The organism is Mycobacterium sp. NGS26 (genome assembly GCF_059813025.1).
In genome coordinates, this window is sequence record NZ_JCALDU010000003.1 from 99,835 (window position 1) to 117,261 (window position 17,427).

At 69.0% G+C, this 17,427-nt stretch carries 16 protein-coding genes; 6 read left to right on the forward strand and 10 right to left on the reverse strand.

The window, feature by feature from the left end; genetic code table 11:
* Positions 1-234 precede the first annotated feature (234 nt).
* Both AC5Y6X_RS11490 and AC5Y6X_RS11495 read right to left on the reverse strand, forming a co-directional pair.
* Positions 235-1,440: an amidohydrolase family protein gene (locus AC5Y6X_RS11490; protein WP_324676108.1), complete on the reverse strand. Its 1,206-nt coding sequence runs from the start codon at positions 1,438-1,440 to the stop codon at positions 235-237.
* A gap of 87 nt (positions 1,441-1,527) precedes the next feature.
* Positions 1,528-2,556, reverse strand: coding sequence for a hotdog fold thioesterase (locus tag AC5Y6X_RS11495; RefSeq protein ID WP_324676106.1), 1,029 nt, complete (start codon positions 2,554-2,556; stop codon positions 1,528-1,530).
* 75 nt (positions 2,557-2,631) lie between these two features.
* Here AC5Y6X_RS11495 and AC5Y6X_RS11500 point away from each other — a divergent pair, with 75 nt between their 5' ends.
* The gene (locus AC5Y6X_RS11500; RefSeq protein ID WP_499986590.1) at positions 2,632-3,477 is read left to right on the forward strand and encodes an SDR family NAD(P)-dependent oxidoreductase; all 846 of its coding nucleotides are present in this window, start codon (positions 2,632-2,634) and stop codon (positions 3,475-3,477) included.
* Between the two features lie 18 nt (positions 3,478-3,495).
* On the opposite strand, the gene AC5Y6X_RS11505 is transcribed toward AC5Y6X_RS11500, so the two are convergent.
* From AC5Y6X_RS11505 to AC5Y6X_RS11525, 5 genes are read right to left on the reverse strand one after another with little or no spacing between them, the layout of a single operon-like run.
* On the reverse strand, positions 3,496-5,004 hold the full coding sequence (locus AC5Y6X_RS11505) for a class I adenylate-forming enzyme family protein (protein ID WP_499986591.1): 1,509 nt from the start codon (positions 5,002-5,004) through the stop codon (positions 3,496-3,498).
* The gene (locus AC5Y6X_RS11510) at positions 5,001-5,936 is read right to left on the reverse strand and encodes an acyl-CoA dehydrogenase family protein (RefSeq protein ID WP_499986592.1); all 936 of its coding nucleotides are present in this window, start codon (positions 5,934-5,936) and stop codon (positions 5,001-5,003) included. The genes AC5Y6X_RS11505 and AC5Y6X_RS11510 overlap by 4 nt, the downstream gene beginning before the upstream one ends.
* Positions 5,933-7,090 (reverse strand): acyl-CoA dehydrogenase family protein, encoded by a 1,158-nt coding sequence (locus AC5Y6X_RS11515; protein WP_499986593.1) that lies wholly within the window; start codon positions 7,088-7,090, stop codon positions 5,933-5,935. Before AC5Y6X_RS11515 ends, AC5Y6X_RS11510 begins: the two co-directional genes overlap by 4 nt.
* The gene (locus AC5Y6X_RS11520) at positions 7,087-8,172 is read right to left on the reverse strand and encodes an acyl-CoA dehydrogenase family protein (RefSeq protein ID WP_499987032.1); all 1,086 of its coding nucleotides are present in this window, start codon (positions 8,170-8,172) and stop codon (positions 7,087-7,089) included. The genes AC5Y6X_RS11515 and AC5Y6X_RS11520 overlap by 4 nt, the downstream gene beginning before the upstream one ends.
* Positions 8,173-8,198: 26 nt before the next feature.
* Entirely contained in the window at positions 8,199-9,266 is a 1,068-nt protein-coding gene (locus AC5Y6X_RS11525) for an acyl-CoA dehydrogenase family protein (RefSeq protein WP_499986595.1), read from the reverse strand.
* A gap of 65 nt (positions 9,267-9,331) precedes the next feature.
* Here AC5Y6X_RS11525 and AC5Y6X_RS11530 point away from each other — a divergent pair, with 65 nt between their 5' ends.
* Positions 9,332-10,204: an LLM class flavin-dependent oxidoreductase gene (locus tag AC5Y6X_RS11530; RefSeq protein ID WP_499986596.1), complete on the forward strand. Its 873-nt coding sequence runs from the start codon at positions 9,332-9,334 to the stop codon at positions 10,202-10,204.
* Here the strand turns inward: AC5Y6X_RS11530 and AC5Y6X_RS11535 are convergent.
* Together AC5Y6X_RS11535 and AC5Y6X_RS11540 are read right to left on the reverse strand one after the other, a co-directional pair.
* On the reverse strand, positions 10,167-10,886 hold the full coding sequence (locus tag AC5Y6X_RS11535) for an SDR family oxidoreductase (RefSeq protein ID WP_499986597.1): 720 nt from the start codon (positions 10,884-10,886) through the stop codon (positions 10,167-10,169). The genes AC5Y6X_RS11530 and AC5Y6X_RS11535 overlap by 38 nt on opposite strands.
* A gap of 19 nt (positions 10,887-10,905) precedes the next feature.
* Complete coding sequence (locus AC5Y6X_RS11540; protein ID WP_324676085.1) at positions 10,906-11,739, reverse strand: FadR/GntR family transcriptional regulator; 834 nt, start codon at positions 11,737-11,739, stop codon at positions 10,906-10,908.
* Between the two features lie 58 nt (positions 11,740-11,797).
* Here AC5Y6X_RS11540 and AC5Y6X_RS11545 point away from each other — a divergent pair, with 58 nt between their 5' ends.
* The 3 genes from AC5Y6X_RS11545 to AC5Y6X_RS11555 all read left to right on the forward strand — a co-directional run bounded on the left by AC5Y6X_RS11545 (position 11,798) and on the right by AC5Y6X_RS11555 (position 14,897).
* Positions 11,798-14,182, forward strand: a complete 2,385-nt coding sequence (locus AC5Y6X_RS11545; protein WP_420715854.1) for a CaiB/BaiF CoA-transferase family protein — start codon at positions 11,798-11,800, stop codon at positions 14,180-14,182.
* 87 nt (positions 14,183-14,269) lie between these two features.
* The gene (locus AC5Y6X_RS11550; RefSeq protein ID WP_324676084.1) at positions 14,270-14,635 is read left to right on the forward strand and encodes a hypothetical protein; all 366 of its coding nucleotides are present in this window, start codon (positions 14,270-14,272) and stop codon (positions 14,633-14,635) included.
* Between the two features lie 70 nt (positions 14,636-14,705).
* Complete coding sequence (locus tag AC5Y6X_RS11555; protein ID WP_324676083.1) at positions 14,706-14,897, forward strand: ferredoxin; 192 nt, start codon at positions 14,706-14,708, stop codon at positions 14,895-14,897.
* Here AC5Y6X_RS11555 and AC5Y6X_RS11560 read toward each other — a convergent pair whose 3' ends face one another.
* Positions 14,898-16,193, reverse strand: coding sequence for a cytochrome P450 (locus tag AC5Y6X_RS11560; RefSeq protein ID WP_420715853.1), 1,296 nt, complete (start codon positions 16,191-16,193; stop codon positions 14,898-14,900).
* Positions 16,194-16,297: 104 nt separating this feature from the next.
* Here AC5Y6X_RS11560 and AC5Y6X_RS11565 point away from each other — a divergent pair, with 104 nt between their 5' ends.
* Positions 16,298-17,425, forward strand: a complete 1,128-nt coding sequence (locus AC5Y6X_RS11565) for an aromatic ring-hydroxylating oxygenase subunit alpha (RefSeq protein ID WP_324676079.1) — start codon at positions 16,298-16,300, stop codon at positions 17,423-17,425.
* Positions 17,426-17,427: the final 2 nt, after the last annotated feature.

The window sequence follows — 17,427 nt, forward strand, 5'->3', positions numbered from 1 at the left end:
GTCGGCCGCCTGGTGAGGCCGCGATGGATGCCCGTCAATGTTCGAAACCGTGGTGATGCGTGGATTCTTTTCTATAGCAACGCGGGCGGGCCCGTCTATAGCCGGGCCCGCTGACCAGGGCATACGAAAATGCGCCCGCCTCCGCGTGTGGGAGGCGGTCACCCTATGGGCGAGCAGACGCAAAAGCCCCTCATTTCGGGGCGAAATGGGGACTTTTGCGTCTGCTCAGCAGGTTTAGGCGGACACGGGCTTCTTGGCCGGCTTGGAGACCTTCATCAGCTTCATCAGGTTGCCGCCCATGATCTTGGCGACGTCGTCCTGCTCGAAGTCGGTGAGCTCGTCGACGAAGGAGATGGGGTCCTTCAGGCCCTCGGGGTGCGGCCAGTCGGATCCGAACAGCACCCGGTCGGTGCCCACCATCTTGACGATCTCGGTGAACCGGTCCTCCCAGAACGGGGTGATGTACACGCATCGCTTGAACGCCTCGATGGGGTCCTCGCTGAACGACTGCGGCATCTTCTTGTAGACGCCCTTGAGGCCCTTGAACAGGTCCGGCACCCAGTCGGCGCCGTTCTCGATCGACAGGATTCGCAGCTCCGGGTTGCGGGACAGCGCGCCGTGGCAGACCAGCGCGCCCATCGCGTCGATGATCGGCCGGTGGCCCATCACCAGGCTGCGGAAGGCGGTCGGCTTGAACGGCAGGAACTCGTCGCCGGGCTCCCACACGTTGGCGAACTCGGAGTAACCGCTGTCCGAGGCGTGCATCGAGACCGGCAGCTCGGCCTTGATGCAGGCCTGCCAGAACGGGTCGAACTCCTCGAGACCGAACGACCGGCTGCCCTTGTAGCCCGGCACCGGCGCCGGACGCACCAGCACGGTGCGTGCGCCGCGCTCCAAGACCCATTCCAGCTCTTCGAGCGCGCGCTCGACGATGGGCAGGGTGATCACCGGCGTGGCGAAGATCCGGTCCTGGTAGTTGAACGACCACGTCTCGTACATCCACTGGTTGAGCGCGTGGATGACGTCGTGGGTCATCTCCGGGTCGTCCTTCATGCGCTCCTCGACCAGGCTGGCCAGGGTGGGGAACATCAGCGCGTAGTCGATGCCGAGCTCGTCCATGACCTCGAGCCGCGGGCCCGGTTCGCGGAAGGCCGGGATGGCCTTCATCGGCTCGCCCAGGATCTCGCGGTAGGACTTGCCCTGCGCGCCGTGGCGGAAGTAGTCCTCCTGGGCGCCCGGGCGGGCCACCTTCTCGAACGTCGGGTTGGGGATGTACTCGCTGATGTGGCCGCGCACCACGATCTTGGTGCGGCCGCGGACCTGCACGTAGTCGATGACGTTCTTGCGGTTGTCCGGGAGGTGCTTGGTCAGCGCCTCCTGCGGCTCGTACATGTGGTTGTCGGCGTCGAACACGGGGAACGGAAGTTCGCGAGAAGGCACGGCGATCTCCTTGCAGAAGTCTTGATTCTCAACTTGTGGTAATGACGTTACCACCATTGCGCAACAACGTGTACCCGGCAGCTCGGCCTAGGCGTCGGGCCAGGCGGGAAGCTTCGGTGTCGCTCCCTCGATCACGGCGAAGTTCACCGTCGCCGTGGCGAGGAGTTCATCGCCGTCGCCGTAAATGTCGACCTGCATGACCATCGACCGGCGCCCGGACCGCAGCATCCGGGGCACCGCGAACGCCGAGCCCTGCCGGATCGGCCGCAGGTAGCGGACGAACAGGTCCGCGGTCGTCATCGTGGTGCCCGGTTGCAGGTATTCCAGCCCGAACTGTCCTCCGGCCACGTCCACGAGCGTCGCAATCAAGCCGCCCTGCAGCGCGCCGGAGGTGTTGACCACCTGCGGGCTGACCGGCATCGTCATGGCGAATTCGCCCTCGCGCGAGCCCGGCCGCATGCCGATCTGCGCGAACAGCTCCGACAGCGACGGCGCGCCCGACTCCTCGTCGGTCTCCCGGATGCCCAGGGCGCGGCTGCAGAAGTCATACAGCTGGCCGGCGTCGATCGGTGTTCCGTTCAATTCGCTGCCCAGCCAATGCAATCGCTGCGCACCCACGATCGTCTGCATGACGATCGCGGCGGCGGCGCCGACGTCGAGCCCCGGGTTGAACACGCCCTCGGTGATGCCCTGCCCGACGATGTCGCGGATCAGTTGATGCAACGGGGACAGCACGCGGGCGTATTCGCGGGGTCGGGTCTCGGCCAGGTGCTGGTTGTAGAGGCTCAGCGCCCGGTTCAGGCTGTCCTGGGTGCTCGATTCGGGCTGTTGGCTGACGCGGTCGATCACCAGCTTGAGCGCGGCGGTGCTGTCCAGGCCGGTGGTCTCGGCGCGCCACGCCTCGGCCGATTGCGCGATGGTCCTGTCGAAGAGCGCCAGCAGCAGCTCGTCCTTGCTGCTGAAATGCTGGTAGAAGGCCCGCAACGAGGTCTTGGAGCGCGCGACGACCTCCTGCACGGTGAAGTCGGTGCGCCCGGTTTCGCCCAGTATCGCGACGGCGGTCTTGATGAAGCGGTCGCCGCGCGTCACCTCGGTTTCAACGCTGGGGTCGGTCATGAGAATGAGGTTACCGCGCGCGGTGTCATATCCGCGAAGGTGGAACCGCTTGGGCGCGCGATTTATCCTTCCGCCATGGCGGCGACGGTTTCGGGAAAGATCGCATTCGTCACCGGCGGCGCGTCCGGCATCGGGGCCGCGTTGACCACCCGGCTGGGCGACGGCGGCGCCGAGGTCTGGATCGCCGACCGTCAGATCGAGCTGGCGCAGCAGCTGGCGCAACGTCTGAACGATGGCGGTGGCAAGGCGCACGCGATCGAGCTCGACGTGCGCGACTACCCGTCGGTCGAACGCGCCGTCGCCGAGGCGGTAGAGCAGTCCGGGCGGATCGACTACCTGTTCAACAATGCCGGCATCGGCGTCGCCGGTGAGGTCGACTCGTACACGCTCGACGACTGGAACGACGTCTTCGACGTGAACCTGCGCGGCGTGGTGCACGGCATCCAGGCGGTCTATCCCATCATGATCCGGCAGCACTCCGGGCACATCGTGAACACCGCGTCCATGGCCGGCCTGGTGACCACCGCGGGCCAGGCCAGCTACACCGCCAGCAAGCACGCGGTCGTCGCGCTGTCGAAGGCGCTGCGCCTGGAGGCCGAGCGGCACGGCGTGCGGGTCTCGGTGCTCTGTCCGGGCGTGATCCGGACGCCGATCCTCACCGGCGGCCGGTACGGGCGGACCGAGATGGCCGGCGTCAGCGACGAGGACATCCTCAAGATGTGGGAGCGGTTGCGGCCGATGGCGCCCGAAAAGTTCGCCGAGCGCGCGCTGCGTGCCGTGTTGCGCGGCGACGCGATCATCGTGGTGCCCGCATGGTGGAAGGTGTTCTGGTACCTGGAGCGGCTCTCGCCGGCGTTGTCGATGCGGCTCGTGAAGGCAACGCTCGAACGGATGCGTGAAATGCGGTCCGCCGCTTCCTGATTCGCCGCGACTACCCGCCTACCCGCCGCGGGCCTCGATCATCGCCGAGCGGTTGACCTTGGTCGCCGCCGTGCGCGGGATCGCGTCGACGAACTCGACGGTCTTGGGCGCCTTGTAGTGGGCAAGCCGACTCTTGGCGTATTCGATCACCTGCTGCTCGGTGAGCGCGTCCGGCCCATGGGAGTCGGCGCGTTGCACGACGGCGTGCACCCGGCGTCCCCATTGCGGATCGGAAAGCCCGATGACCACGACGTCGGCGATGCCCGGGTGGCCCGCGAGCGCCGACTCCACCTCGGCGGGAAAGACATTGGCGCCGCCGGTGATGATCATGTCGACGCGGCGGTCGACGATGTAGAGGTAGCCGTCGTCGTCCAGGTAACCCATGTCGCCGGCGGAGACGAAGCCGTCGTCGGTCGACGGCAGCGGCGGCGCCCCGCCCAGATAGCGGGATCCCGCGCTCATCGGCGCGCGCAGATAGACCTCTCCGTGCTCGCCGGGGCCGACCGGTTTCTTGTCGGCGTCCAGGATCCGGATCTCGGTGTCGCGAAAGCCGCGGCCGACGCTGCCCGGATGGGCGAGCCACTCGTCGCCACGCAGCGCGGTGAGGCCGAGGTTCTCGGTCATGCCGTACGCCGTCACGATCCGCTCGGGGCCCAGCAGCTCGAACCAGGTCTGCATCAGCGACGGCGGCATCACCGCGGCGCCCTGCAGGACGAACACGATGCTGGACAGGTCGCGCTGCCGGACGTCGGGGCGCGCCGCGATGCGCGCCAGCATGGTGGGCGTGGCCGTGAAGTTGGTGATCCGGTAGCGCTCGATCACGTCCAGAACCAGTGCGGCGTCGAACTTTTCGAGCACCACCAGGTGGTCGCCGGCGAGCAGGAAGAAAAAGGTGGCGAAGCCGTTGGTGTGGTACATCGGGGCGGGCACCATGATCGTCTGGGGCTGGGGGACCGGTGTCCAGTTCGACAGGAACGGCTCGCCGTGCTGCGGCGTCCACAGCGACGGCGCCAGGCTCAGTATCACCTTCGGCACGCCGGTCGAACCGCTGCTGCAGATCCCGTTGGCGTTGGGGGAAACGGCCTCGGGCAGCGGGCCATCGGATTCGCGGGCCGCGTGCGCATCCAACTCCCACCGGCTCCTCTCGTCGACGACGACCGCGGGCTCGATCACGTCGCGCACCCGGTCGCGCTCCCAATCGGGCAGATCCCAGTGCATGGGGACGGGAACCGCGCCGATCTTCCAGCAGCCCAGCGCGGCCAGCACCAGGTGCTGCGAGTTCGGGATGGCCAGTGCCACAAGGGAACCCGTCTCGGCGCCAGCGCCGGCCAACGCCCGCCCCCATTGGTTCGCGCGCGCGTCGAGCTCGCCGAAGGTCAGCGATTGCGCGCGGCCGTCGAGCGCGACGACGGTCACCGCCGGGTCGTCGCGCCGTTCGGCGGCCAGCCGCGCCAGCTTGGTGCCGAACGGGATGCCGTCCTCCAACGGGTTCGGCGTGGCCGAGGGCGCGACGGGTTGGGTGCTCATGCCGAGACGGGCTGGCTGAACAGTGTCTCCAGCGAGCCGTCGGGCACGCCGGGGATGAGCCGCAGCGCCAGTTCCTCGGTGCTCAGCGGCAACCGGATCAGCGGCTGGGTGTGCCGGTCGAGCACGCTGACGTCGGACTCGTCGCAAAAGCCCAGGGCGCCGAGCAGCTGGTGAGACGTGCGCAGCACCTGCCGCGCGGTGTCGGCCGCCTTGAGCCGAAGGACGAGCGCGTCGGCCGAACGGACTTGCGGTGCCGCCGATTCCGGGCGGGAGACGGTGAATTTGGCGAGCTCGTGCAGCCCGCGCACCGCGACGGCGGCATCCGCGACGGCGAACCTGACCGCCTGGAAGTCCGCCAGCGGCTTGCCGAACTGAACGCGGGCGCGCACGTGTTCGGTGACGATCTGCAGCGATTGCTGCACAGCTCCCAGAATCCGCCATGATCCCAGCACGAGATGAAGGTTAACGTCGGCGGCCGGGACGGTTCCGTCGGGGGCGCTCAGCGTGGCCGGCACCAGGAACGGCCCCAATTTGGCGTTGGTGCGCGACCCGGGCCGCGGGTGGTAGCGGTTGCCGTCCACGTCGGCGGCGATCCAGTCGCCGGGCAGGTCGCCGTGATCGATGCGCGGCGCCGCCGGGTTGACCAGGGCCAGCCGGGCGCCGTCGATCGCCAGCAACTCCTCGACGAGGGGGTAGGGCAGCGCCGTCGCGCCGGCGGCCTGGCAGAGCACCGCGGCGGCCAACAGGTCGTCGGCCGACGAGCGGACGTCGAGCTCGAACGCGCCGACCTCGCTCAGGGCCGCGCGCGCCGACTGCCTAACCTGGTCGTCGGCCTCGGCGCGCAGCGCCGCGGGCGGCCCGCCCAACCGGGTGAGCCGCTTGGTGGCGACGGCGGCGAAGTCGCTGATGTCTTGTGGCAGATCGGTTTTCACCGGTGCCCTCCCAATACGTCCCGCGCCACCAGCATCTTCTGCACTTCGATGGTGCCCGACGCCACGGTGGCGGCCTGTGCGTAGCGCCAATGGTCTTCGATCGCCCCGTGCAACGGTGCGCCGGTGCCGCTGTCCAGCGCCGTCGGACCCAGCACGTCGAAGAGCAGCTCGGCGACCTGCTGGTCGCAGGTCGTGGTGGCGATCCGGGCGGCGCTGGCGGCCGCGCCCGCCGCCGGATCGTCCTGCAGCGACACCGCCCGGTAGGCCAGCATCCGGGCCACCCGCAGGTCGACGAGCGCCCGCACCCAGCGGGCGCGAATCGATTCGGGCAGCCCGTTCCAGTCGTCGCCGAGTTCGGCGCGCATCCGCTCCAGCAGCGATTCGCAGCGCGCGTAGCGCGCGATGCCCACCCGCTCGAAGGCCAGCGCCTCGCGCATCACCCGCCAGCCGTCGCCGACCTCGCCCAGGACGTCGCCGGGGAACGCCGGCACGTCGTCCAGGAACATCTCGTTGAGGTGGTGCGGTCCCAGCATCGAACCGATCGGCCTGACGGTGAAACCGGGCCGGTCCATCGGGATCAGAAAAAGGGTGAGCCGCTTGGGTTTTGGGGCCTCAGGGTCTGTGCACGCCGCCAGCACGCACCAGGACGCCATCTGCGCGTACGATGTCCACACCTTCTGGCCGGTGATGCGCCAGCCGTCGCCGTCGCGCACGGCGCGGGTGCGCAGCGAGGCGAGGTCGGTCCCGGCCTCGGGTTCGGAAAAGCCCTGGCACCAGATCACGTCCCCGGAGGCGATGGCCGCCAGGTGCTTGGCCTTCTGTTCCGCGGTCCCGTAGCGCATGAGTGCCGGCCCGACCCAGTTGATGCCCATGTACTGCGGGCCGCGGGGCTCGTGCTGGGCCCACATCTCTTCGCGCAGCACCGTCTGCTGCCACACCGAACCACCGCCGCCGCCATGCTCTTTCGGCCAGGCCAGCGCCAGCAGCCCCTCGGAGGCCAGCAGCTTGCAGAACGTCTCGGTGGTGGCGAGATCCTGCGGGTTCTCGGTGCAGGCGCCCAGAAAGTCGGCGGGGATATGGTTGGCGATCAGCTCCCGCAGGTGGTTTCGCAGTTGGCCGGCATCGTCGCCGAGGTCATAGTCCATCGTGGTCATCCCTTCGGCAGCCCGAGCAGCCGCTCGGCGATGATGTTGCGCTGAACCTCCGACGTCCCGCCGTAGATGGTCGCCGCCAGCGCATCCTGGCGTTCGAAGAGCAGGTCCGGGTCGCCCGCGGAACGCGGACCCGCCGCGGCGGCGCTGAGCTCCCAAACACGTTGCAGGGTAACCGACCCGAGCAACTTCAGGATGTCTGCCTCCGGGCTGGGCCGTCCCGCCAGTTCGTTGCCCAGCGCGCGGTAGCCGGTGGCGCGCAGCGCCTCGGCGTCGGCGAGCAGCGAGCCGAGCTCGGCGTAGATGTCGTCGTCGTGGGTGCCGCGGACCGAGTCGAGGCCGCGCTTGATCTCGACCCAGTTCATGATCCAGATCATCTGGCGCTCGTGCTGCAGCGAGGACAGCGCGACGTTCCAGCCGCCATTGAGCGGCCCCAGCAGGTTTTCCGCGGGCACCGCGACGTCGTCGAGGAAGACCTCGCAGAACGTCTCGTCGGAGATCGACGCCATCCGGATGGGTTCGATGCGGACCCCGGGCGAGTGCAGGTCGAGGATCAGGCAGGAGATGCCGCGGTGTTTCGGCGCGTCCGGATCGGTGCGGGCGTACAGGGTGCACCATCGCGACTCGTGCGCCTGGGTGGTCCAGATCTTGTGGCCGTTGACCCGGAACACGTCGTTGTCGCGTTCGGCGCGGGTGCGCAGGCCGGCGAAGTCCGACCCGGCTTCCGGCTCGGACATGCCCAGCGCCCACCATTCGTCGCCGCGCAGCAGGGGAACGAGCAGGCGCTCGATCTGGGCGGGCGTGCCGAACTGACGGATGCCGGGCGCGGCGACGTTGGGGCCCGCGATGTTGGGCAGCTTGGGCGCCGAGCGCATCGCCCCTTCCAGCCGCACCTCCATCGCATCGCGCAGGCCCAGCGACCGGCCGCCGTGCTCGCGCGGCCAGGTCGGTTGTATCCAGCCGGCCTCGAACGCGGCCCGCTGATAGTCGCGCCGCAGCGTGAGGTCCCAGCGGTAGCGCCGGTAGTTCTCGTAGTAGTCGTCCGGCAGGAATGCCGCCAACCAGGCCGCGAACTCGGCGACCACCTCGGATCGAGTGCTTACCCCGCTGGTCACGCCGCGCCCCCCGCGAAGCGGTGGCCCACCGCGTGATACAGCGCGCGACTGTCCCCCAGTAGCGCGGCGCCCTGCCAGGCGTGCCGCACGTAGAGGTGAGCGTCGTGCTCCCAGGTCTGCGCCAGCGCGCCGTGCACCTGGACCGCGGTGCGCGCGCAATTGGCCGCCGCGTCGCCGGCGGCGGCCTTGGCCAGCGCCGCGGCGGTCCAGGCATCCGCGGGTGCGGCGGTGGCGTCGCCGAGCCGGGCCGCGGCGGCGTAGGTGAGGCTGCGCGCGCGTTCCAGGCCGACGTAGTTGTCGGCGAGCGCGTGTTTGATCCCCTGGAAGGCCCCGATCGGGGTGCCGAACTGGCGGCGTGCCTTCGCGTGCTCGACGGATCGGTGCAGGGCCGCGCTCGCCACGCCGACCAGGTCGGCGGCGGCGGCGACCAGCGGCGCGGTCAACGCCGACCCGACGCCCACCCGCGCGGTCGCCATCGGCTCGACGTCGATCTCCACGTCGGCCACCGGCTGGGCGGGGTCGGTCGACTCCGCCGGAACCGGCGTCACCCCGTCGCCGCAGCGCGCCACGGCCGCCACGACGCCGTCGTCGGACCTGGCCAGCGTGACGATCAGCTCCGCCCGGGGCAGGTTGGGGACCGCGATCGCCCGCCCGCGCAGCCGCCCGCGCCGCAGCGTCATCGGCGCCCCGGGCAGCCGGCGCCCGGGGGAGTGCACCGCCAGGGTGGCGACCACGCCGCCGGCGATGTCGGCGAGCACCGAGTCGAGGCCACACCCGCGCAGGGCGCCCGCGGCCAGGCCGACGCTGCTCAGCAACGGGATCGGCGCGATCGCGGCGCCGCACTCCTCGAGGACCACCGCGAGCTCGACGGGTCCGTAGTCGCCGGTCGCGTCGGGTGCGGCAAGCTCGGTCCAGCCGAGGCCGACGACCGTCTTCCACAGCGTTCGCCAGCGTTCCGGGTCGGTCATCGCTTGGCGGGCGGCGTCGGGCGGGCACTCGGTGCGCAGGATGTCGCGCACAGTGTCGCGCAGCGACAACTGCTCCGAAGTCAGACCGACATCCATAAGACCCCTAACATAATAAAAATAGTAAACTAGCGACGCTGTCGCAATCGATGCATAGGTGGCGCATGGTCGAGTGGTATCTGTTCCTGCCGCAGGTGAGGCTGTCGGCGGCCGACATCGCCAAACGGGCGCGCCACGCCGAGGCCAGCGGCTTCGACGGGATCGCGTTCATCGACCACCTCGAGGCGCCCGGGCTGCCCGACGAAAACATCTGGGAGGCAATGGGCATTGCCACCTGGGTGGCGGCCAAGACGAAGCGGCTGCGCATCGGCCACCTGGTTTTGTGCGACGCCTTCCGGCACCCGGCCGTGCTCGCCAAGCAAGCCGTCACCTTGTCGGACGCGTCCGAGGGCCGGTTCGATCTCGGCCTCGGCGCGGGGTCCTGGCCCGCCGAGTTCGCCAGATTCGATGTCGGCCAGCAGGATCCGGTGGCCCGGGTGCAGCAACTCGGGGCTCACCTGGCCCTGATACGGCAGTACTGGGGCGACGGCGGCGACGACGCCGGCCCGGTTCAGCTGCCGCGACGGTCCCATCCGATCCCGCTGGTGCTCGGCGGCACCGGGCCCCGGATGATGGAACTCGTTCGCAGACAAGCGGATTGGTGGAACCTACCGGCAAACCACCTGGACAGGTTGCCCAAGCTGGCCGCCGCGGCGGGCAACGCCCGGGTCTCGATCCAGCAGATGGTGGGCTTCGTCCGGTCGGGCGGCGACCCGAACACCGTCCGCGACGTGAGCACCCGGCGATTCGGCAACCTGGGCTCGGGGCTGGTGTGCGGGGACGCCGACGAGCTGATCCGGCACTTCGCGGATCTGGCCGCCCAGCGGGTCGAGCGCTTCTACGTGTGGTTCGCCGACTTCGCCGTCCCCGATTCGCTGCACGAGTTCGGCGAATCGGTGATCAAGGCTTTCCCTGGCGCCGCCGCCGCGCCTCGGTAGGCACCACCGGCGGCCGGGCATACGGGCCGCGCTGCACCGCGGAAAGCCGTATCTCCGGCAGGTCGACCGACGGGTCGACGGTGTCCAGCCACGCGACCGCCTCGGCGACGTCGGACACCCGAATCGCGTACATCTCGAACGGAACGTCCTGCAGCATCTCGGTTTCCACCGGGCCGGGCGTGACGATGTGCACGGCGATGCCGTCGCGATCGACCTCGAGCGCCAGCGCGCGGGCGAACGCGTTCATGCCGGCCTTCGACGCGGAGTAGGCGGTGCGGGCCATCATCGGCTCGTGCGCCGCCGACGACGAGATGAACACGAACCGCGAGCCCGCCCGCATCCGGGGCAGCGCGGCAGACGTCACCACAAAGCACGAATCCAGGTTGGCCGACATGATCGTGCGCCACTGCTCGAAAGTCTGCTTGCGCGCGTAGGTTCCGCCCAGCGTGCCGGCGGCGTGGACGACGAGATCGATCGCCTCCAATGTGCTTATCGCGGAAGAAAATCCGTCCGGATCCGACGCGTCCGCCACGATGTGACGGGCGCCGAGCTCCTCGGCGGCCGCGCGCAGCGGGGCTTCGCGTCGCGCCGCCAGCACCACGTCGTAACCCAGCTCGCACAGCTTGCGACCGCACCCCTTGCCGATTCCGCCGCTGCCGCCGGTGACCAGTGCGGTTCGCATGGGCGTTGCAGGTCGTCGCTCAGGATTGCCGGATGTCCCGCGGGCGCGACCCCGAACGTGACAGCGCCTGCGGCGAAAGCGCATAGATCCGCTGATCGGGCCGGCCGGCCAGCACATAGGTCTGGGTGTCGGCGAGGTGGCGGCCGGCGATGCGGCGGGCCCGGTCGACGTCGCCCTCCGCGATCGTCTCGGTCAGCTTGATGTGCGTGCTGAGCACCGCGCGGCGCTGCGCCAGCGACGGGTAGGTGCCGCGCGCGGAGCTTTCGTCGGCCCATCGTTGTTCGTGGCTGGTCCACAGCGTCTCCAGGCTGCCGACGACCGCGATGATGGTGTGGTTTCCGCAGCCGTGGACGATGAGATCGTGGAATTGGCGGCCGATTTCGGTGAAGAGCCGGCCGTCGTCGAGGTGCTCGGCCATCGAATCGTTGACGCGCGTGAGCTCCGGCACCAGGGTGTCCGCCCGGTCGGGCCGCTGGGCCGCCAGCGCGGCGCAGGCCGGCTCGAGTTCCCGCAACGCCATGCCCAGGTCGGCCACCTCAACCGATTCGCTCTGCAACAGCAGGCCGAGCATGTAGGCCGCGCTGGTCTTCGCCGGCGCGTGCACGACGGCGCCGCCCCGGTTGCCGCGCCGGACCGAGACCAGCCCCTCGGTTTCCAGGATCCGCAGGGCTTCCCGCAACGAGACCAGGCTGACGTTGAACTGTTCGACCAGCACCTCTTGGCGGGGTAGCAGATCGCCGTCGGCGAGCTCGCCGTCGATGATCTGGCGGCGCAACTCGTCGGCTACGATTTCGGCGATCCTCGGCGCCGACAAACGGCGGCGGGCATCGGGGCCAATACCCAGGGCGGTCATCCAATCCTCGCAAGTCAAGTGGCTTAGCTATTTTAGCAGTAATGGTATAAATAGCTGGGTGAGTCGCGGATCCGACAGCCGGCCGACACCGCTTCACGAGTTGCGCGTCGTCGAGATCAGCGACCGGATAGCCGGCGCCTACTGCGGCAAGCTGTTGGTCGACGCGGGGGCGCAGGTACGCAAAATCGAACCGCCGCAAGGGGATTCGCTGCGTCGATACTCCGCCGCCGGCTCGCCGGTGCCCGACGGCGCAACATCGCCGTTCTACAGCTACCTCAACGCGGGCAAGCGCAGCATGACCATCGGCGACGATGCCGAACGGTATGCCGCCGAGCTGGCGGGCGCCGACATCATCGTCGTCACCGCCGGCCGCACGCGGGCGGCGGCGCTCGGGATCGACCCGCGCCGGCTGCTGGCCGATTCACCGCGGGCGGTCATCGTCACCATCTCCGACTTCGGCTGGACCGGACCGTACGCCGACCGCGCGGCCAGCGAGTTCACCCTGCAGGCGTGGGCCGGCTCGCCGGGCTTCCGCGGCGACCCCGCCGGACCGCCCATTTCGATCGGCGGCGACCTCGGCGAATACATGGGCGGCGTGTTCGCCGCGTTCGGCGCGCTGGCGGTGCGCCGCCGCGTCGAGCGCCGCGGTCCCGGCGAGCACCTCGATTTGTCCATGCTCGAGGCGATCACCGCGATGCAAAGCAGCGAATGGCTGCACTCCCAGCTGCTGCGGGTGCCGCCGATCAGCCGCACCACCGAGGTGCCGTCGATAGAGCCGGCCAAGGACGGCTACGTCGGGATCACCATGGTCACCGGTCAGCAGTGGCTCGACTTCGTGGCGATGGTCGAATGCCCGCAGCTCGAGGAGATCGAGCAGCTGCGTTTTCAGATCGGCCGCTGGGAATACCGCGACCTGATCCGCGAGCAGATTCACCCGTGGCTGGCGCAGCGGACCGTCGACGAGATCGTCGAACTCGGGCAGCTGTTCCGGCTGCCCATCGCGGCGTTGGGCAACGGCTCCACCATCCGAGACCTCGAGTACGTGCGGCAGCGGGGGGTGTTCGTGCGCAACCCCGCGGGCTTTCACCAGCCGCGTCCGCCGTGGCTGATGTCGGCGTGTGCGCCCGCGCCGTCGGGCCGCACCGCTCCCGTCGGGGCGGACAACGACGAATCACCTTGGCGGAAAAGCGAACCCGAGGAGGCGACGGCGCCGCCGACGCGGCCCCTCGAGGGGGTCCGCATCGTCGACCTGACCGCGTTCTGGGCCGGGCCGGCCGCAACCCATCTGCTGGCCGCCTTCGGCGCCGACGTCGTCAAGGTGGAGTCGATACAGCGGCCCGACGGCATTCGCTACTCGGGTGGGATGCGCACCGACGTGGACGACTGGTGGGAGTACGGCTGGGTGTTCCACGCGATGAACACCAACAAGCGTTCGGTCACACTGGATTTGGGCTCCGACGACGGGCGCCGCCTTTTCAAGAAGCTGGCCGCCGGCGCCGACGTGGTGATCGAGAACTTCTCGCCGCGGGTGATGGACCATTTCGGGTTGACCGCCGATGTGCTGCTGGAGGTCAACCCCCGCCTCGTCGTCGCGCGGATGCCCGCGTTCGGGCTGACCGGCCCGTGGCGCGACCGGGTCGGATTCGCCCCCACCATGGAGCAGATCGCCGGCCTGGCCTGGGTGACCGGGCTGCCGGACGCCCCGCCGGTCACGCCGCGCGGCGCCTGCGACCCGCTGGCCGGCGTGCACGCCGCCTTCGCCGTGCTGGCCGCGCTGAACTTCGCCGAGCGCACCGGAACCGGGCAGCTGCTCGAGCTGCCGATGCTGGAAACGGTGTTGAACGCCACCGCGATACAGGCGATCGAATGCGAGGTGTTCGGGAAAACGCTGGGCCGGCGCGGCAACCGCGGTCACTGCGACGTGACCCAGAACCTTTACCGCTGCGCCGGCCCGGACGACTGGATCGCGGTCACCGTGCAGGACGACCGGCAGTGGCGCGCCCTGGTCGATCTGATGGATCGGCCCGCCTGGTGCGACGAGCACCTGTGCACGGTGGCCGGGCGGCGCGAGCGCGCCGACGAAATCGATTGCCGGCTGGCGGAGTGGTTCGCCGGGCGGCCGCTCGCATCGACGGTGGAGCGGCTGGCCGGCGCGGGCATTCCCGTCGCGCCCGTGGTGTCGCCGTCGCTGGTCACCGAGAACCCGCAGCTGCGTGACAGGGGATTCTTCGAGGCGCTGGACCATCCGAGCACCGGGCCCGGGCTCTACCCGTGCCCACCGTTCGCCGCGCTGGCCGGCCAGGAGCGGTGGCTGCGGCGTCCACCGCCGAGGCTGGGCGAACACAATGAGGAGATACTGTGCGACCTGTGCGGGCTGACCGACGCGGAGCTCGCGCGGCTGAGCGCGGCGGCAGTGATCGGGACGAGACCCAAAGGGCTGTGAGCGGGGGACAGCAAACCGCACGGCCGCCCTGAGGTTTGTTGCCCGAAACCAGCACGATCGGCCCGGCGAAGTTGCTACCGTCAGGCGATGAAACGCATGTTCATGGCGGTGGCGGCGGCCGCCCTTGTGCCCGCGACATCGCTGGTCTTCTCCGCCGGCGCAACGGCCGATCAATGCAACAGCGCGGACTGTGTTCCGTACCTGCGCTACAACGTGACCCCCCAGGCGCCGTGCAGCAGCAACGGCCGCTACCTGTTCGGCCTTGACGCCAACCGGCAAACCATGATCTGCATCCAGGGCCACTGGGCGATGGCCGCGCCGCTGCGGGGCGTGCACAGCGCGGGCGAGACATGCCCCGGCGTCGACGCCACCGCTCAATCGCCCGACGGGTTTCCGTTGATCTGCGGCCGGGATCCCAACACCGGCCAGTCGATCTGGAAGAGCAACGACTGACCCGCAGCACCGCTCCCCACGCGTACCGTCGCGGATAGCATGAACGAATGGCAACCCTGAGGAGCAGCCGATGCGAGTAACCGTCGACGAATCACTCTGTGAGGCCAACGGGTTCTGCGAATCGATCGCCCCGGACATCTTCGAGCTGGGCGACGCGGACGTGGTGCAGATCGCGGACGGCCCGGTGCCGCCGGACCGCGAGATCGACGTCCGCGCCGCGGTGGAACAGTGCCCGAAGGCGGCGCTGCGGCTGATCGACTGACTAGCGCTCGGTGAGCGATATCGACATCTCGTCGTAGATCGACATGTTGGTGGTCAGGTTCGGGTAAGTGACCTTGGCCGGGCCGATTTCGATGTCGTCGCAGCGCAGCAGCAGCTCGTCGAACACCGCGCGAAGCTCCGCGCGCGCCAGCATCGCACCCAGGCAATGGTGCGGTCCGCCGCCGCCAAAGGCCACGTGCGGGTTGGGCTGACGGCCGATGTCGAACGTGAACGGCGACTCGAAGACCTCCTCGTCGCGGTTGGCCGACCGCAGCATCGACACCACCCGGTCGCCCCGGGGGATGTGCTGGCCGTCCATCTCCACGTCGACCTTGGCCGTGCGCGTCCAGTACGCCACCGGTGACGCCCAGCGCAGCACCTCCTCGACGGCGCTGGGTCGCAGGTCTTCGTGTTCGCGATACCGCTCCATCTGCTCGGGATTGGCCACGAACGCCTGCAGCCCGATGGCCATCGCGTTCTTGGTGGTGTCGCTGCCGGCGAACGTCAGCACGAAGAAGAAGAACTCGAGTTCGTTTTCCGGCAGGCTGAATTCCTCGCCGTCGTCGCCGGTGATCACCGCCGACGCCAGCGTGCTCCAGATGTCGTCGGTGGGATTGCGCCGCTTCTCGGCGGTGAGCTCCATCGCGTAGCCGAAGACGGTGGCGTACAGATCGGTGTAGTCCTGCTGGGTCGGCCGCGCCCCCGGCGCGTTGGCCTTCAGGATGCGGTCCAGGGAATCGAAGATCCGCGGCCGGTCGGATTCCGGTATGCCGATGATGTCGCCGATGACCGTCATCGGCAGCGCGTCGGCGACGTCGGCGATCCAGTCCCCGCCGCCCCCGGCGAGCAGGCGGTTGATCATCCCGGCCGCACGCGCGCGGATGCCGTCCTCGAGTTTGGCGATCGCCCGCGGGTTGAAGGCGTTGGAGATCAGCTTGCGGCGCTTGTTCAGCGCCGGCGGGTCCATGTTGATGATCGTCGGGTACGACGAAAACATGCCGACGGGCTGGATCAACGGGCCGTCGACCGCGGTGAACGAGTCGACGTCCCGGTGCAGGCGAACGGTGTGGCGATGCTTGGTGGTCACCCAGAAATCGCGCTGGACGGTCCGGGCGACACCGGGGGTCAGGCCGTGCCGGAAAATCGGCCTGCTGCGCCGCAATTCGGCAAACAGCTCGTCGGGAAAGCCGTTGCGCCACAAGGCAAGATCGGAGAGGTCCACTGCCGCAGCCGTCATTTGCAACCCCGGTTCCTTCGACACCGCGCGACGGCCGGCCGGCGCCGCGTTGACGTTCAATGCTTAAGATAGTAAAAATAGACCCAGACGTCGAACCGCGGTGGTGTCAAGGGCGGCCCGGTTGCGCTGGGCTCACCTTGTTTGAGGCGGGATACGGAGTACTCGTGACGGATACGATTTCAGGCCCGACTTCCGAGCCGGGCGAAGACCCGTCGGAACGTGAGTTCGGGCAGGGCGGCATCGCGCTGTCGACCTACCGGTTCCCGACGGGGTGGTTCATCGTCGCTTTCGCGTCCGACCTGCAGGCCGGTCAGGTCAAGCGGGTGCACTACTTCGGCGAGGAGCTCGTGCTGTTCCGCACCGAATCCGGCCGGGTGCACGCCATGGACGCCTATTGTCAGCATCTTGGCGCCAACCTGGGCGTCGGCGGCACCGTGGAGGGCGAGAACATCGTCTGCCCGTGGCACGGCTGGCGCTGGCGCGGCGACGGCACCAACGCGCTGATCCCGTACAGCAAGATCGGCTGCAAGAACAACGTCCGCATCCGCACCTATCCGAGCATGGAGTGGTACGGCTTCGTCGTCGTCTGGCACGAACGTCATGGCCGGGCGCCGTATTGGCAGCCGCCGGTGTTGCCCGAACTGGAAACCAACGAGTACTACCCGCTGCACCCGCACACCCAGATGCTCAACCGGGTCAAGGTGCACCCGCAGATGATCATCGAGAACGCCGCCGACCCGTACCACGTGCAATACGTGCACAAGGCCGCCAACCCCGCCACCACAGCCTCGTTCGAGGTGTCGGGTTATCACCTGCACGCCACCGTGAACGCCCATTTCGGCGGCGGCCGCGCGTCGACTTGGTTGACCCCCAACGGGCCGGTCGACGCCAAGATCATCTACGACAACTACTCGCTGGGACTAGGTATCGTGCGGTTCCCCAGCGAGCTGGTCGCCACCATCCAGGTCACCGGGCAGACGCCGGTGGACGAGGACTACACCGACTACTTCTACACCCAGGCCTCCGTTCGCGAGCCCGGTGACACCGGCGACGTGCCCACCGGGCGGGCCGCCAAATTCCTGGCGCTGCAGCAAGAGGTCATCAAGCAGGACTTCTTCACCTGGGAGAACATGAAATACCTGGAGAAGCCGAACCTGGCGCCCGAGGAGGCGCACGACTACGCGGCCCTTCGCCGCTGGGCGCACCGCTTCTACCCGGGTCCCCAACCGTCGCCCGCCGACTTCGGCTACACCGCCGAGGGTGAGCCCGACCCGGCGGCGTCGAAAGCCTGACT

Excerpts from the sequence above, each read along its gene's own strand:
- AC5Y6X_RS11495 (WP_324676106.1), bottom strand. The coding sequence starts at position 2,556 with ATGACCGACCCCAGCGTTGAAACCGAGGTGACGCGCGGCGACCGCTTC.
- AC5Y6X_RS11500 (WP_499986590.1), top strand. The coding sequence starts at position 2,632 with ATGGCGGCGACGGTTTCGGGAAAGATCGCATTCGTCACCGGCGGCGCG.
- AC5Y6X_RS11505 (WP_499986591.1), bottom strand. The coding sequence starts at position 5,004 with ATGAGCACCCAACCCGTCGCGCCCTCGGCCACGCCGAACCCGTTGGAG.
- AC5Y6X_RS11515 (WP_499986593.1), bottom strand. The coding sequence starts at position 7,090 with ATGACCACGATGGACTATGACCTCGGCGACGATGCCGGCCAACTGCGA.
- AC5Y6X_RS11525 (WP_499986595.1), bottom strand. The coding sequence starts at position 9,266 with ATGGATGTCGGTCTGACTTCGGAGCAGTTGTCGCTGCGCGACACTGTG.
- AC5Y6X_RS11530 (WP_499986596.1), top strand. The coding sequence starts at position 9,332 with ATGGTCGAGTGGTATCTGTTCCTGCCGCAGGTGAGGCTGTCGGCGGCC.
- AC5Y6X_RS11535 (WP_499986597.1), bottom strand. The coding sequence starts at position 10,886 with ATGCGAACCGCACTGGTCACCGGCGGCAGCGGCGGAATCGGCAAGGGG.
- AC5Y6X_RS11540 (WP_324676085.1), bottom strand. The coding sequence starts at position 11,739 with ATGACCGCCCTGGGTATTGGCCCCGATGCCCGCCGCCGTTTGTCGGCG.
- AC5Y6X_RS11550 (WP_324676084.1), top strand. The coding sequence starts at position 14,270 with ATGAAACGCATGTTCATGGCGGTGGCGGCGGCCGCCCTTGTGCCCGCG.
- AC5Y6X_RS11555 (WP_324676083.1), top strand. The coding sequence starts at position 14,706 with ATGCGAGTAACCGTCGACGAATCACTCTGTGAGGCCAACGGGTTCTGC.